This window comes from Streptomyces bicolor (assembly GCF_000719285.1).
GTDB lineage: Bacteria > Actinomycetota > Actinomycetes > Streptomycetales > Streptomycetaceae > Streptomyces > Streptomyces bicolor.
Window position 1 is genome coordinate 172,339 of sequence record NZ_JOFS01000010.1, and the last position, 14,186, is coordinate 186,524.

Below are 14,186 nucleotides of genomic sequence, written 5' to 3' on the forward strand. Positions count from 1 at the left end.
TGCAGCCGTAGCTGCGGCCGCAGCCGCAAAGCCGCAGCAGCGGTCGCAGCCGTCAGGCCGCGACCGGCGTCTTGTCGGCCGCTGTGCCGCTCTGCGCGCCGGAACGCTTGGCGAACAGCCGGTCCAGGCCGAGCGCGCCGGAGCCGGTGAAGATCAGCAGGAACATGGCCCAGCAGTACATGGCGGCGCCTTCGCCGTTGTTCTCGATGGGCCACAGCCCCTGGGGCTGGTGCACCTTGAAGTACGCGTACGCCATGGCGCCGGAGGATATGAACGCGGCGACGCGGGTGCCGAGGCCGAGCAGGACCAGGCTGCCGCCGACGAGTTCGATCACGGCGGCGTACCAGTTGGGCCAGGTGCCGGCCGGCGGGGTCTGGCCGCCGAAGGTGCCGAAGAGCGAGTTGGCGCCGTGGCAGGCGAAGAGCAGGCCGACGACGATGCGGAACAGGCCGATGGCATACGGCTGGGCGCTGTTGAGGCGGCCGGTCATGTGGGGGACTCCCTCGGTCTGACGGTGAACCGGTCCCTTCAAGGAACGGTGTGGGGACGATACTGATCGGTAGCCCCACGTTAGGGAGCCCTAATCAACACTTGCAAGTTCAACATTCGGCCAAGAGTCGGCCTCGATATCCCCTTCCGCCCCTGAAACAGCAGCACGTAGCGCCGCCCTTGCCACCGCGTCCGCATCCGAAAGAGTGACCGAATCCACACCCGGCCGGGCGCCCGCCGCCGTCACCCAGTGCACACCCTCCGTGGGCACCCCGAACGCGAACCGCCGTGGGTGCGCCTGACCCTGACGGTCGATCAGACGATACGGACGCTGCGTAACGTCCAGCCCTCCGGTCTCGTAACCGTCGACGACATGCGGGCGGCACTGCCCGGTCTTCAGCAGCCGCGCCAGCAGGTCGTCGGCGCTGCGCCGCAGGTCGGGCTCCGGCAGCCGCGCCTCGACCAGCGCCGTCGCCCGGACCGCCGAGCCCGGCACCTCGGGGGAGTGCGCCACCCAGGCCCCGTCCTCCTCGCGCACCTCCAGCCGGGGTCCGAGCACGTCCACCACGCCCGCCTCCATGAGTGCCACCAGCTCCTCCACGCGCCGCCGGGGCGGGCCGATGGAGAGGAAGGCGTTGAGCGGGGTGTACCAGCGGTCCAGGTGGTCCCGGCGGGAGGCGCCGGTGAGGCCGCCGTGGTCGACGATGAGCCGCAGTTCGTTGCGCAGGTCGCGCAGCACGTCCAGGGCCGACTTCAGGGGGCCGTCCACATTGCCCCGGGCGGCCTGCGCGGCGTCCTCGCGCAGATACGCCAGCAGCCAGTCGCGCCACTGCCCGGGATCCGTGAAGTGGCGTCCCGTATACGGCCGCGAGACCCGGTCCCAGCTGAAGCGCTCGCGCTCCGGGACGCCGAACTCGTCGAGCATCAGGGCCTCTTGCGGGTGGCGGTGGGGGACGGCGAGAAAGCGTTCGGTGAACTCGGGCCGCCGGGGGCCGGCCGGTATCAGCGCCGTGTAGTACACCGTCTCCACCTCCTTCGCCACCAGCGGCCATATCTCCGCCAGGAAGTCCGGTGCCTCGCCCGAGTCCGCGCGCTTGCGGAAGCCGGCGATCACCTCGGGGGTCAGGACGAGCGGGAGATGGCGGCCGTACGGCCCCTTCGCGTTGTCGCCGCGTGCCTGGTACGGGATGCCGCGCCGCGAACCGGCGTACAGGCGGGGCTCGTTGCCGGAGGCGACGTAACGCAGTCGCCCGGTGTCACGTACGAAGTGGCCGCCCCGGCCTGTCGTCAACAGGGCCATGTGGTCGAAGAAGTTGAGGCCCAGGCCCCGCAACAGCACCGGTTCGCCGGGGGATACGGCGGAGAGGTCGACGTCGGCCGGGTTCGCGGGCGGCACATGGCGCAGGCCGTGCCGGTCGGCGTACGCGGCGAGGCGGCGCTGGGTCGCGTCGGCGGCCGTCGGCAGATGCCCCTGCGCGAGGACCACGGCGGACAGGCCGGGCAGGGTGTGGCCGTCGTCGAGGGTGAGGACCTGGCGGCCGTCGGGCGCGTCGTCGAGCCGTACCGCACGGGCCGCGTACGTCTCGACGCGGATCGCGGGCGGCGCCTCGCGCACGACCTTCGCGAACACCCACTCCAGGTACCGGCCGTAGTGGGCGCGGGTCGGGTACTCGTCCGGGCCGAGCGCGCCGGCCGCCCAGTCGTGGAGGCTGGGGCCGGGCCGGATCGGGCCGGAGCAGTCCACGCTGTCGTCGGTGAACAGCGTGACCTGCGAGGACACCGTGTTCATCAGCAGCTCGGCCGACTGCGCGGTCCGCCACACGCGGCCCGGACCGGGTGGCGCCGGGTCGATGACATGGACCGTGAGGCACGCCCCGGGCGGGAGGAGTTCGGGAGCGGAGGCACAGAGGCGTTCCAGGACGCTGGTGCCGCGGGGGCCGGCGCCGACCAGGGCGACGGAGACCGTGGGGGACTCCGGGGTCGGTGCGGAGGGCGGTGCAGTCAAAGGGGGGACTCCCGGGCGTGGGGGCGCAGTGGAGCGAGCCGCCGGTTGGAAGCGGAGGGCCCGGCTCATCATGCCGTCGGGAGCGGGGGTGACTGAGCCCGGGGGTGTGTGAGTGTGGGATGCATCACGCGTGTCATGGGTCGATGGGGGGCGAGTTCGGACTTCGCGGGGGGTTTGGGGGATTTGGGTTCATGTGCGGCTGCGGGTTGTGTGTGGCTGGTCGCGCAGTTCCCCGCGCCCCTTGCGGACGTGCAGCGGACGCGCCTCCAGGGGCGCGGGGAACTGCGCGAGCAACCAACAGCAACCACGAACCACCCGCAGCCGCCATCGCACCGAACACCCCGAGTTCTCAGGCGCACCGCCTCACGCTCATCGCGCGAGTTCCGACTCGGCAATCGTCCTCAGCCGCGCCCCACCCCCACGCGACTCCCGCGCCTGCTCCAGCCGCAACCGCGCCGAACGCCCCCTCAACGTCAGGGTCATCAGCTGGTTGCCGAACCACGGGCCGCCCGTCCGGCGCCAGTCGATCGGGGGGCGCGGACAGCTTCCGTGGCCGGCGAACCGGCGGCCCAGCCAGCGGCCCGCGCCGCTCCAGCCGAACCGGAAGCCGAGCCGGATCGCCAGGTGGATGGCGTTGTGGACCGGTGAGCAGGTCAGCTGGAAGACCCGGGCGTCGGGCCCCTCGCCCCGCGGCCAGGCCGGCTCGGCCACGTACGCGTGGTGCACGTCCCCCGACAGCACACACACCGTCGCCGGTGCCCCGGCCCCCGACCCGGCCTCGGCGATCAGCTCCGCCAGCGCGTCGAAGGACGGGGGGAACGCGGCCCAGTGCTCCAGGTCCGCCCGCCGTCGCACATCCTCCCCGAACCGCGCCCAGCGCTCCCCGCGCTCACCCCGGCACAGGGCGGCGTTCCACGCCTCGGCGTCATGCACGAGGTGCGGCAGCAGCCACGGCAGCGACGTACCGATGAGGAGGTGGTCGTACGAGTCACGCGCGTCGAGCGCCTGCTCGCGCAGCCACCGCTCCTCGCCGGGGTGGAGCATGGAGCGCGCGCCCTCGTCGAGCACCCGCGCGGCCCGGGTGTCCACCATCAGCAGCCGTACGCGGCCGAAGTCGCGCCGGTAGCTCCAGCGGACGGACGCCGGGTCGGCGTCCGCCTTGCAGGCGAAGGAGCGCAGCACGTCGGTGCCGTCGGGGGTTTCGCGTACGTCGGCATAGAGCGGGTCGGTGGCCAGCTCGGCCGGGGAGAGGTTGCCGAGGTGCTGGTGCACCCAGTACGACATCAGTCCGCTCAGCAGGCGCTCGCGCCACCACGGGGTGGCCCGCATGTCGGCCAGCCAGGCGGCGGAGGTGTTCCAGTCGTCGATGACGTCGTGGTCGTCGAAGATCATGCAGCTCGGCACGGTGGACAGCAGCCAGCGCACCTCGGGGTCGAGCCAGGACTCGTAGTAGAGGCGGGTGTACTCCTCGTAGTCCGCGACCTCGTTGCCCGGCGGCTCGCTCAGATCGCGCCGGGCGGCCAGCCAGCGCCTGGTCGCCTTGGACGTCTCGTCGGCGTACACCTGGTCGCCCAGCAGCACCAGCACGTCCGGCCGCTCACCGTCCGGGTCGGCCGCGATCCGGGCGGCCAGTGTGTCGAGCGCGTCCGGCCCGACCGGGTCCTCCTCGCCGGCGGGCGGCGCGGCCCAGCGGCAGGAGCCGAAGGCGAGGCGGACGGGGTCGCCGCCGGCCGGGGTGCGGATGAGGGAGGGCGGGAACGGGGAGCCGGGAAGCGGCCACACGCGCGTGCCGTCGAGCAGGACCTCGTACGACTGTGCCGTGCCGGGGGTGAGGCCGGTCACCGGGATCAGGGCGTAGTGATGCCCGGCGACCTGGAACGTACGGGACTCGCCCTGGGCTCCGTCCGCACCGCGCACCTCGGCCGTGCACGGACGGCTCGCCTCGACCCAGACGGTCGCGGACGAGCCGTCGGCATACCTCAGCAGTGGTCCCAGGCGCAGTTCGGCCACGTCGATGCCCTCCTCCGTCGCCCCGTACGGTACGGAACGACGGAGGGGAACGGCGAGATTCCGCAGATCACGGTTTGCCGAACTCCGGCGGTACCGCGTCGGCGCGTGGTCAGCAGCTCGCGAGGTAGTTCGTCAGGGCGGACTTCTCGGCGGAGTCGACCGAGAGGTCGTAGTAGTACTTCACCTGCACCCAGGCGCGCACGTAGGTGCAGCGGTAGGAGCTGACCGACGGCATCCAGGTGGCCGGGTCCTGGTCGCCCTTGGCCTGGTTGACGTTGTCGGTGACGGCGATCAGCTGCGGCCGGGTCAGGTCGTTGGCGAAGGCCTGGCGGCGGGAGGTGGTCCAGCTGTCGGCGCCGGAGTCCCAGGCCTCGGCCAGCGGGACGAGGTGGTCGATGTCGACGTCGGAGGCGGCGGTCCAGGTGGCGCCGTCGTACGGGGAGAACCAGCTGCCGCTGGTGGCGGCGCAGGAGGAGTCCTGGACGACGTTCGTGCCGTCGCGCTTGAGGACGACCTCGCGGGTGTTGCAGGTGCCGGACTGGGTGATCCAGTGCGGGAAGAGGTCGCGGCTGTAGCCGGTGCGGTCCTCGGTCGCCACGGTGAGCGAGGCGAGGTAGGTGCGGGCGGTGGAGGCGCTGACGGGGGTGGGGAGCGCGGCGGAGGCGGTCGGGCCGTTGAAGAGGCCGACGGAGGCTATGACACCGGTCAGCGCCGCGAGTATGCTGACGCGTCGACGCGCGTAGAACTTCGACATGGCGAACTCCCTTGAGGGGTGGGGGCGTTGGCGAGCGAGCGATGGAATGCTCGTCACGCCGCATTGCCGGGAGGTGTGCGTCCGGTAAGAAGTTAGTGACGCGTACATGACATAACAAGGTTCACGGCGAAACGATCTCGTATGATGGTGGGCGCAGAAGGGGAGTAGCTCTTCGCCGGACCGTCGACATACTGCTCAGCTCGCCTGAGCCGGCGCCCGGAGGCGGACCTCGTTCACGGGTCGGCCAGCGAGACCTTCGGCAAGCAGTGCACGCCCGCGCCGTACGGCACGGGTGCCGAGTGTGCTGCCGTGCCGAGGTGTCGCAGCGCAGTGACAATGCTCTCGGTGGGGCGGCCCCGACCGATTGAGGAACCTTGATCAGCTTTACCGTGACGGCGGTCGTCTTCGGCGTCGTCTTCCTCGCCGAACTGCCCGACAAGACCGCGCTCGCCGGGCTCGTCCTCGGTACGCGCTACCGCGCCTCGTACGTCTTCGCCGGTGTCGCCGCCGCGTTCGCCGTGCACGTCGCGCTGGCCGTGGCGGCCGGCAGTATGCTGACCCTCTTGCCGCAGCAGATCGTGCAGGCGCTCACCGGCGTGCTCTTCCTGGGCGGCGCCGCCGTGCTGCTCATGAAGCGGGACGAGGACGAGGAGGAGGTCCGCAAGCCGGAGAACCAGTCCTTCTGGAAGGTGTCCGGGGCCGGCTTCATGCTCATCCTGGTCGCCGAGTTCGGGGACCTGACGCAGATCATGACGGCGAACCTCGCGGCGCGGTACGACGATCCGCTGTCGGTCGGGCTCGGTGCGGTGCTGGCGCTGTGGGCCGTGGCGGCGATCGGGATCGTCGGGGGGAAGGCGCTGATGCGGCGGGTGCCGTTGAAGCTGATCACCAAGGTGGCGGCGTTGGTGATGCTGGGCCTGGGTGCGTGGAGTCTGTGGGAGGCGATCGCCGGCTGAGTCGCCGGCGGACCGGGAGCGGGTCGAGCTGAACTGTCGGTGAACGGTTTCTGGAGGCGGTAGCGCAATCGGGATCGGTTTTGTACCGTGGGGGAACAAAGTGGCTCCCGCCCGTTTTCCCTGACCGGCGGGCGGGACCACCTTGTCCCTCCGGGGGCCCCTGCTCCCCCGGGCGCCCCTCGCCTTGGAGCTGCCGATGCCGGCCACCACCGTGCCCGCCGTGCCCACCGTCCTCACCGCCCGCGCCCTCCTGCTCGACATGGACGGCACGCTCGTCAACTCCGACGCCGTCGTGGAACGGATCTGGCGTCGCTGGGCCGAGCAGCACGGGCTGGACGGCGACGAGGTGATGAAGGTCGTGCACGGGCGGCAGGGGTACGCCTCAATGGCGCTGCTGCTGCCCGACCGGCCGATGGAGCAGAACCACGCCGACAACGCGCGCATGCTCGCCGAGGAGACGGCGGAGGTGGAGGGTGTGGTGCCGATAGCCGGGGCACCGGAGTTTCTGGCGTCGTTGCGGGGGGTGCCGCATGCGCTGGTGACATCGGCGGACCTGGCGCTGGCTACGGCGCGGATGGGTGCCGCGGGGCTGGAGCTGCCGGAGGTGCGGGTGACCGCGGAGTCGGTGGGGGCGAGCAAGCCGGACCCCGAGGGGTTCTTGAAGGGGGCTGCCGAGTTGGGCGTCGCGCCCGCGGACTGCGTGGTGTTCGAGGATTCCGGGGCGGGGATCGAGGCGGGGCGCTCCGCGGGGATGCGGGTGGTGGGGGTTGGGCCTCGCGCCGGGTTCCATGAGCCGGATGTGGTGGTGGCGGACTTGCGGCAGGTGCGGGTTGAGGGCGCGGAGGGTGGGGGGATTCGGGTGATTGTCGCCTGAGGGCTCGGGGTGGTCGGTGCGATGGCGGCTGCGGGTGGTTTGTGGCTGGTCGCTCCCCCACTCTCGGCTTCGCTCGAGCGGGGGGACCCCCATCGCGGCGGAGCCGCATGTCGATACAGCCCCGCGCCCTTGGGTGGGCTCAGGCGCAGCCGACCTCAAGGGGCGCGGGGACCTGCGCGAGCAACCCGACACACCCCGCGGCGCCATCGCACCCGAACCCCCGAGCTCCTGGGCGAACCGCGTCACGGCTCGCTCGTTTCCGACTCCAGCTTCTCCCTCGTCGCCAGGTCGTACACCCCGTACTCCTCCGCCTGGACCCCCCGCGCCCACTGGTACCTGGCGACCGCGTCCTCGACACCCTCGTTGAAGTTGCCACCGGCCTCCCGCGTGTAGAGGCCGAGTTGGGTCAGGCGGAGTTCGAGTTCCGTGACCTCGGGCCCCCGGTCGCCGGGGCGCAGAGTCGGAGGTGTGGGCTCGAGGGCGGCGGATCCCTCCTGGGAGGCCGTGGGCTGCGCTGTCGAGGGAGCCGGCGTCGGTTCCGCCGAGCGGGACGGCGTGGGGGACGCGCTCGACCTCGACCGTGAGGGAGACGCGCTCTGCGTGGGTGACGCGGACGCGGGCTGCCGTGCCGACGGCGTCGACGGCCCGGCAGGTGACGGCTCCCGCGATGCCTCGCTCGTCGACGGGGCGGCCGGGATGCTCGGCCGCAACTCGTCCGGGAGTGCCGTGTCCCGGGACGGCTTCTCGTAGCTGAGCATGCCGCTCGCCAGGCCCGCCGCCGCCACTACGGCCACCAGTGCCCCGCCCGCGCCAAGCAGAGCCGTACGGCGGCGTCGACGGGCCCGGCGCGGGGCGGTGTCGTCGGCACCGCCGTCGTCCCCGTCCCCCGCCTCGTCGTCGTAGGAGCCCGCGTCCGGCTCGAACAGGCTCAGGTTCTGTGGGCTCGGTGCCGCCGCCGGGGGTGACGGCGGCGTGGGGGACGGCGCGATCGGCGGTACGGGCCGCAGCGGCATCGTTTCGTCGGCGCCGCCCTCCAGTTCCACGTATGGACGTATCCGCAGCGGATCGAAATCCTCCGCCGCGGCCGCCTCCGCCGTACGGGCGTCTCGCAGGGCCTCGGACGCGCGTGGGCCGCAGCCGCACGACGGGGTGTTGTCGGCCGCTCTCGGCGCCCCGCACTCCGGGCACCGGCGGTCCGTCGGGTGCCCCGGGTCGTCCGGACCCTCCGGTCCCGCTGTTCCCCTCGGCTCGCTCACGTGTTCGCCCCTCCCCTCGTGAACTCCCCAGGTTATGCAGACGTTCCTCACGTGGCCTCCCCAACCCCCGGAATAACTGATTCCAAAGGGACTCGACAGGCCATAACGGGGCGAAGCGATCACGATGGAGATGCGTGGGAGGTGTAACGACGGTCTCGGGAGGTCTTCATGGGCGGGGATGCGCACGGTATGACGGGAAATGTGCGTGACGCGCAGCCCCCGAGGCGGGGAGTCCAGACGCACGAGAACGTGCCCGGCAACGTCCTCGTCACCATCGGCGCGCTGCTCCTCGGCATGCTGCTCGCCGCCCTCGACCAGACCATCGTGTCGACCGCGCTGCCGACCATCGTCAGCGACCTCGGCGGGCTGGAGCACCTGTCGTGGGTCGTGACCGCGTATCTGCTGGCGTCCACCGCCGCGACTCCGCTGTGGGGCAAGCTCGGTGACCAGTACGGCCGCAAGCGGCTCTTCCAGATCGCGATCGTGATCTTCCTCGTCGGTTCCGCGCTGTGCGGCATGGCGCAGGACATGGCTCAGCTCATCGCCTTCCGGGCCGTTCAGGGGCTCGGGGGCGGCGGGCTCATGGTGCTGTCGATGGCGATCGTCGGTGACATCGTCCCGCCTCGTGAACGGGGGCGGTACCAGGGGCTGTTCGGTGCGGTGTTCGGGGCGAGCAGTGTGCTGGGGCCGCTGCTCGGCGGGGTGTTCACCGAGCATCTGAGCTGGCGGTGGGTGTTCTACGTCAATCTGCCCCTGGGGTTCGTCGCCCTTGCCGTCATCGCCGCCGTGCTGCGGATTCCGCACAGGGCGACGCGGCATGTCATCGACTACCTCGGTACGTTCCTCATCGCGTCGGTCGCCACCTGTCTGGTGCTGGTGGCGTCCCTCGGGGGGACTACGTGGGGCTGGGGATCGGTGCAGATCGTCGGGCTGGCGCTGCTCGGGGTGGTGCTCGCCGTCGCGTTCGTGGCCGTGGAGCGGGCGGCCGCCGAACCTGTCCTGCCGCTCAAGCTGTTCCGGGTGCGGACGTTCACGCTGTCCGCGGTCATCAGCTTCATCATCGGGTTCGCGATGTTCGGCGCGATGACCTATCTGCCGACGTTTCTGCAGGTCGTGCAGGGGATCAGTCCGACCATGTCCGGGGTGCACATGCTGCCGATGGTCGTCGGCATGCTGCTGTCGTCGACCGGGTCCGGGCAGATCGTCAGTCGTACCGGGCGCTGGAAGGTGTTCCCGATCGCCGGGACCGGGGTCACCGTTCTGGGGCTGCTGCTGCTTCACCAGCTCGACATGGACAGCTCCACCGGCGAGATGAGTGTCTACTTCTTCGTGTTCGGGCTGGGGCTCGGGCTGGTCATGCAGGTGCTCGTGCTGATCGTGCAGAACGCCGTGTCGTACGAGGATCTCGGCGTCGCCACGTCCGGGGCGACGTTCTTCCGGTCCATCGGGGCCTCGTTCGGCGTCGCCATCTTCGGCACGATCTTCGCGGGCCGGCTCGACGACAAGCTCGTGGAGGCGTTCCGGGGGGTACGGCTTCCTGGCGGTGTGTCGCTGGAAGGGCTGGAGGCGGACCCTCGGGGCATCGCCGAACTGCCGACCGGGTTGCGGCCGGGGGCGCTGGAGGCGTACGCGTCCGCGATCACGGACGTGTTCCTCTACGCCGCTCCCGTCGCGCTGCTCGGATTCGTGCTCGCCTGGTTCCTGCGGGAGGACAGGCTGCGGGGGTCCGTCAGGGCGCCCGACGTCACCGAGACGCTGGCCAGCAATCCGGTCGAGCGGTCGTCGTACGACGAGGTGTGCCGGGCGTTGTCGGTGCTGGGGACGCGGGAGGGGCGGCGGGAGGTGTACCGGAAGATCACCGAGCGGGCCGGGTACGACCTGCTGCCCGCGGCCGGCTGGCTGCTGCTGCGGATCAAGAAGTACGGCTGGGTGGAGCCGGCGGTGCTCGCCGAGCGCAGTGCCGTGCCGTTGACCGTCGTCCTCGATGCGGCGCGGCAGGTGGAGGGGCGGGGGCTGGCCCGGCGGGAGGGGCTGGATCTTGTGCTGACCGATCGGGGGCGGGAGGTTGCCGAGCGGTTGGCCCGGGTGCGGGAGGAGTCGCTGGCGGAGTTGCTGGGGGACTGGTGGGGGCCGGATCGGCCTACCGATCTGATCCAGTTGGTGAAGGAGCTGAACGAGGAGTTGTGCGGCTCGGATCGTGAGCAGCCGGGTGCCTCCGGCGGTTAGGCCGGGGTGCCTGCGGCGGCCTGCGCGGGTTTGGTGGGGTGCGCGTGCGGATGCCTGCGGCGCCTGTGCGGGTTTGGTGGGGGTGCGCGTAGCGCCTGCGGGTGGGTTGTGGGTCGGGGCCGGGCCGGGGGGTGTCCGTCCTCGGACCGGCGGCTGGGCTTAGGCCGGGAGGTGCTGCGTGTTGACGCCGGCCACTGCGGGCGGACACCCCCCGGCCCGTCCCCTTCCCGCCGTCGGCGGCTGCGGGCCGTGGGGGTGCACGCCCGCCTAGCTGCGGGCAGTCGTGCCGCTGGGGCGGCACGGGTGGGCGCAGCGGCACTCGGTCGCGCCGGGCCGTGCACCCACCCCCGCCCCGCCCAGAGTCACCGCAGTGCCTTGCTGAACCAGTGCTCGGCGTAGACGTCGTCGTTGTGCGGCGCCGTCTCCGCGTAGCCGAGGCGGGTGTACAGGGCCCGTGCCTCTGTCAGGTCGTGGCGGGTGTCCAGGATCATGCGGGTGGCGCCGAAGGTGCGGGCGGTTTCCTCGGCGGCCCTGACCAGGACCTGGCCGCCGCCCTTGCCGCGCAGCGCCCCGTGGACGAAGACCCGCGTGAGCTCGGCGGTGTCCGCGTCCAGCAGTCTGACGCCGGCGGAACCGGCCGGCTCGCCCGCGTATCGGGCGACCAGCAACCGGCCCTTGGGCGGGGTGAGTTCGGCACCCGTGTGGGCGGCGAGCTCGCCTTCCAGCTCGGCCGGGTCGGTGCGGTGGCCCTCGTGGCGGAGGTAGTAGCGGTCGCTGACCTCCGTGTAGTACGCCCGCCAGAGCGCGGCGGCGACGGGGGAGTTGTGGGGTTCCGGGGCGACGGTCCAGGTCATGGCCGTCATTGTGGGAGGGGGAACCAATGGCTTCGCAAGCGAATATGACAATCCGGTGCGGCGAGTCGCGGGCCGTTTGAGGGACCTCCTTGGGGCAACCCGCCAGACATGTCCACAGGTGTGATCGTTCTGATAGTGATCGTGGCGGTCGTCATCGTGCTCGGCGCGGCCGTCCTGGCCCTGCGTGCCCGGGGTACGCAGGGCAGCAGGGGTCTGAAGCGGCGCTTCGGTCCCGAGTACGAGCGGGCCGTGGCCCGGCACGACGGCGACACCAAGGCCGCCGAGCGTGAGCTCGCCCAGCGGGTCGAACGGCACGGCGGGTTGCGTGAGCGGCCGCTGGAGCCGACCGAGGCCGAGCGGTTCGAGGCGCGCTGGACGGCGGCCCAGGAGCACTTCGTCGACGCGCCGCGCGAGGCGGTCGGTGAGGCCGACCGGCTGCTCGCCGACCTGGCGCGGGCGCGCGGGTTCCCGGACGGCGCGCAGTACGAGGAGCAACTCTCCGCCCTCTCCGTGCACCACGCCGCCCATGTGCAGGGCTACCGGCACGTCCACCGGGTCGCCCACGCACCCGCTGAAGGATCCGGTACGGAGGACATGCGCGAGGCCATGATCGAGGGACGCGCGCTCTTCGAGGACCTGATGGGGGCCTCCCACAAGCAGCACGCGGGCAGGAGTTGAGGGACATGCCGGACGTCACGAAAGCAGCCCCGCTCCTCGCCCATGAGGAGCGCGACAAGCTCGAACTGCGGGTGCAGCAGGCGGTGGCACACTTCGTCGATCAGCCACGTGCCGCCGTCGAGGAGGCCGATCACGCGGTAGAGGACCTCGTCGGCCGGTTCACCGAGGCCCTGGCCGAGCGCCGCCGTACCCTGCGCAGGACCTGGCAGTCCACGGACGGCGCCGACGAGATCCCCGCGACCGCTGACGCCGCCGACACGGCCGACACGGAGCAGCTCCGGCTCGCCTTGCGCGACTATCGGGAGCTGGCGGAACGGCTTCTCCGTACCTGACCACCCGACGCATCCGACGCCTCAGTCCCGTCGGCCGGCCCGTTTCCCTCCCGGCGCTCGCGCCACTGACGTACGACCTCCTCCACGTCGTACGGCTTCTTTCCCAGGGGCGGGCCGGGCGGCGGCTTCAGCAGCATGTCGCGGATCTTGACGTTCACGTCCGTGATGATCTTCCGGACGATCCGTTCGCTGGGCGCCGCGTATGCCGCCGTCAGCGCGTCCTCCGCCTCCTTGCGCAGGGCCAGGGCCGGGGGCAGGACCGACAGGCCCTCGCGGGCCATTTTGCGTTTGACCCACCACAGTTCGTCGTACGGGGCTTCCAGGTCGTTCGGCAGTGGTTCGCCCGCGCCGGGCAGGCTGTCGAAGTCGCCGCGCTCCTGCGCGTCGTGGATCTGCTTGTCGACCCAGGACTCGAACGGGACGCCGGGGGGCTTTCGCTCGGTCATGAGCTCATTGTGCCGGACGCGGCGGTGCCGGGCGATTTATCATGCGGGCTCGGTGGCCAAAACGGCCGTCGTACAAGGATGTTTCAGGAGGGGCGCTCGTGCTCGAACTCACCATGGCCGCCGTGTCCGCGGCGGACGAGGGTGCCACGGCCGGCATGCTCATGGCCGACGCGCCCAGCGAGCCGGGCGCCGTGCTGCGGGTGGGCCGGGACAAGGCGGTGTGCCGGCTGGCGACGCCGGACGACTGGCTGTTCGTGTCGCGGGTCCACCTGGAGTTCCTGTGCGGGCCCGACGGCGGCTGGCAGGTGACCTGGCTGCGCGGCTCGCAGGCCGACCCGTCCTCCGAGGTGCGGCTGACCGTGGGGGAGTACGCCCAGCCGATCGCGTACGGCGGGACGGTCCCGCTGCCCAGGGGCGGCAGCGGTGAGATCGTCGTCCAGGACCGTACGGCGCCCCGTAGCGTCAACGTCGGCTTCTATCACGAGGCTTGAGCCCGGCGTCCGGCTACAGCACCCGCGCCAGCGCGAAGCCGTCGTAGCCCTTGCCGCCCACCGTCTGGACCGCCGTGCCGGTCAACCTCGGGTGGCTGCCGATCAGTTCGATCGCGGCGCGGCTGCCCTGGATGTCCGGCGCGGTGCTCCCGGCGTCGGCGACCCGGCCGCCGCGCACCACGTTGTCCACGACGATCAGGCTGCCGGTGCGGGTGAGCCGCAGGGCCCACTCGATGTAGTGCGGGTTGTTGGCCTTGTCGGCGTCGATGAAGACCAGGTCGAAGGGGGCCGGGTTCTCGTCGGCCAGCTTGGGCAGCGCGTCCAGGGCCGCGCCGACCCGCACCTCGACGATCTTGTCCAGGCCCGCGCGCGCGATGTTGCGGGTGGCGACCTCGGCGTGCTTGGGGTCGTACTCCAGCGAGATCAGGCGGCCGTCCACGGGCAGGGCGCGGGCCAGCCAGATGGTGCTGTAGCCGGCGAGGGTGCCGATCTCCAGGATGTTGCGGGCGCCCTGGATCTCGGCGAGCAGCTGGAGGAGCTTGCCCTGGGGCGCGGTGACGCTGATCATCGGGAGCCCCGCCGCCTCGCTGTCGCGCAGGGCCGCTTGGAGGACGTCGTCGTCGGGTGAGAGGTGGGCGGAGAAGTACTCGTCGACGTCGTCCCAGAGCTGCGACTCGCTCATCGCCTTGCCTTTCGTATGGGTCGTTAGATGCCCTAACTACCCCTCTTCCCGGTCCGCGATACCAGGATGGTCGATTCCGGCGGTCGGCGCAGGTGCCTGGGCCGGCGGCCGCTGGGGTGTCCCAGGCCGGCGG

At 71.6% G+C, this 14,186-nt stretch carries 14 protein-coding genes; 6 read left to right on the forward strand and 8 right to left on the reverse strand.

The annotated features are described in order from the left end of the window. Positions 1–52: 52 nt before the first annotated feature. The 4 genes from IF78_RS0116280 to IF78_RS0116295 all read right to left on the reverse strand — a co-directional run bounded on the left by IF78_RS0116280 (position 53) and on the right by IF78_RS0116295 (position 5,258). The gene (locus tag IF78_RS0116280; protein WP_031476319.1) at positions 53–490 is read right to left on the reverse strand and encodes a DoxX family protein; all 438 of its coding nucleotides are present in this window, start codon (positions 488–490) and stop codon (positions 53–55) included. A gap of 90 nt (positions 491–580) precedes the next feature. Then, positions 581–2,494, reverse strand: coding sequence for an FAD/NAD(P)-binding protein (locus tag IF78_RS0116285; protein ID WP_031476321.1), 1,914 nt, complete (start codon positions 2,492–2,494; stop codon positions 581–583). Between the two features lie 369 nt (positions 2,495–2,863). Beyond that, positions 2,864–4,504 (reverse strand): alkaline phosphatase D family protein, encoded by a 1,641-nt coding sequence (locus IF78_RS0116290; RefSeq protein WP_031476323.1) that lies wholly within the window; start codon positions 4,502–4,504, stop codon positions 2,864–2,866. 109 nt (positions 4,505–4,613) lie between these two features. Next, a complete protein-coding gene (locus tag IF78_RS0116295) occupies positions 4,614–5,258 on the reverse strand; it encodes an HNH endonuclease family protein (protein ID WP_031476325.1) in 645 nt (214 codons plus the stop codon). 374 nt (positions 5,259–5,632) lie between these two features. On the opposite strand from IF78_RS0116295, the gene IF78_RS0116300 reads away from it, so the two are divergent. Both IF78_RS0116300 and IF78_RS0116305 read left to right on the forward strand, forming a co-directional pair. Next, positions 5,633–6,214, forward strand: coding sequence for a TMEM165/GDT1 family protein (locus tag IF78_RS0116300; RefSeq protein WP_031476327.1), 582 nt, complete (start codon positions 5,633–5,635; stop codon positions 6,212–6,214). A gap of 196 nt (positions 6,215–6,410) precedes the next feature. Next, positions 6,411–7,088, forward strand: a complete 678-nt coding sequence (locus tag IF78_RS0116305; protein WP_031476329.1) for an HAD family hydrolase — start codon at positions 6,411–6,413, stop codon at positions 7,086–7,088. A 242-nt stretch (positions 7,089–7,330) separates the two neighbouring features. On the opposite strand, the gene IF78_RS0116310 is transcribed toward IF78_RS0116305, so the two are convergent. Further along, positions 7,331–8,344, reverse strand: a complete 1,014-nt coding sequence (locus tag IF78_RS0116310; RefSeq protein ID WP_051827919.1) for a peptidoglycan-binding domain-containing protein — start codon at positions 8,342–8,344, stop codon at positions 7,331–7,333. 168 nt (positions 8,345–8,512) lie between these two features. Between IF78_RS0116310 and IF78_RS0116315 the strand changes: the two genes are divergently transcribed. After that, a complete protein-coding gene (locus tag IF78_RS0116315) occupies positions 8,513–10,570 on the forward strand; it encodes an MDR family MFS transporter (RefSeq protein ID WP_031476333.1) in 2,058 nt (685 codons plus the stop codon). A 362-nt stretch (positions 10,571–10,932) separates the two neighbouring features. On the opposite strand, the gene IF78_RS0116320 is transcribed toward IF78_RS0116315, so the two are convergent. Continuing rightward, on the reverse strand, positions 10,933–11,424 hold the full coding sequence (locus tag IF78_RS0116320; RefSeq protein WP_031476335.1) for a GNAT family N-acetyltransferase: 492 nt from the start codon (positions 11,422–11,424) through the stop codon (positions 10,933–10,935). Between the two features lie 108 nt (positions 11,425–11,532). Here IF78_RS0116320 and IF78_RS0116325 point away from each other — a divergent pair, with 108 nt between their 5' ends. After that, positions 11,533–12,102 carry a hypothetical protein gene (locus IF78_RS0116325; RefSeq protein WP_037640575.1) on the forward strand — a complete coding sequence of 190 codons (570 nt, stop codon included), beginning with the start codon at positions 11,533–11,535 and terminating at the stop codon, positions 12,100–12,102. A 5-nt stretch (positions 12,103–12,107) separates the two neighbouring features. Next, positions 12,108–12,434, forward strand: coding sequence for a hypothetical protein (locus IF78_RS0116330; RefSeq protein WP_037640578.1), 327 nt, complete (start codon positions 12,108–12,110; stop codon positions 12,432–12,434). Here the strand turns inward: IF78_RS0116330 and IF78_RS0116335 are convergent. Further along, positions 12,398–12,880 carry a DnaJ family domain-containing protein gene (locus IF78_RS0116335; RefSeq protein ID WP_051827923.1) on the reverse strand — a complete coding sequence of 161 codons (483 nt, stop codon included), beginning with the start codon at positions 12,878–12,880 and terminating at the stop codon, positions 12,398–12,400. The two genes, IF78_RS0116330 and IF78_RS0116335, sit on opposite strands and share 37 nt — an antisense overlap. 98 nt (positions 12,881–12,978) lie before the next feature. Here IF78_RS0116335 and IF78_RS0116340 point away from each other — a divergent pair, with 98 nt between their 5' ends. After that, positions 12,979–13,371: an FHA domain-containing protein gene (locus tag IF78_RS0116340; protein WP_031476344.1), complete on the forward strand. Its 393-nt coding sequence runs from the start codon at positions 12,979–12,981 to the stop codon at positions 13,369–13,371. Between the two features lie 13 nt (positions 13,372–13,384). Here IF78_RS0116340 and IF78_RS0116345 read toward each other — a convergent pair whose 3' ends face one another. Then, on the reverse strand, positions 13,385–14,053 hold the full coding sequence (locus IF78_RS0116345; RefSeq protein WP_031476346.1) for an O-methyltransferase: 669 nt from the start codon (positions 14,051–14,053) through the stop codon (positions 13,385–13,387). Positions 14,054–14,186: the final 133 nt, after the last annotated feature.

What these genes read in the sequence shown, in the direction of transcription:
- IF78_RS0116280 (WP_031476319.1), bottom strand. Translation starts at nt 490, where the DNA reads ATGACCGGCCGCCTCAACAGCGCCCAGCCGTATGCCATCGGCCTGTTC.
- IF78_RS0116295 (WP_031476325.1), bottom strand. Translation starts at nt 5,258, where the DNA reads ATGTCGAAGTTCTACGCGCGTCGACGCGTCAGCATACTCGCGGCGCTG.
- IF78_RS0116305 (WP_031476329.1), top strand. Translation starts at nt 6,411, where the DNA reads ATGCCGGCCACCACCGTGCCCGCCGTGCCCACCGTCCTCACCGCCCGC.
- IF78_RS0116315 (WP_031476333.1), top strand. Translation starts at nt 8,513, where the DNA reads ATGGGCGGGGATGCGCACGGTATGACGGGAAATGTGCGTGACGCGCAG.
- IF78_RS0116320 (WP_031476335.1), bottom strand. Translation starts at nt 11,424, where the DNA reads ATGACCTGGACCGTCGCCCCGGAACCCCACAACTCCCCCGTCGCCGCC.
- IF78_RS0116325 (WP_037640575.1), top strand. Translation starts at nt 11,533, where the DNA reads ATGTCCACAGGTGTGATCGTTCTGATAGTGATCGTGGCGGTCGTCATC.
- IF78_RS0116330 (WP_037640578.1), top strand. Translation starts at nt 12,108, where the DNA reads ATGCCGGACGTCACGAAAGCAGCCCCGCTCCTCGCCCATGAGGAGCGC.
- IF78_RS0116335 (WP_051827923.1), bottom strand. Translation starts at nt 12,880, where the DNA reads ATGACCGAGCGAAAGCCCCCCGGCGTCCCGTTCGAGTCCTGGGTCGAC.
- IF78_RS0116345 (WP_031476346.1), bottom strand. Translation starts at nt 14,053, where the DNA reads ATGAGCGAGTCGCAGCTCTGGGACGACGTCGACGAGTACTTCTCCGCC.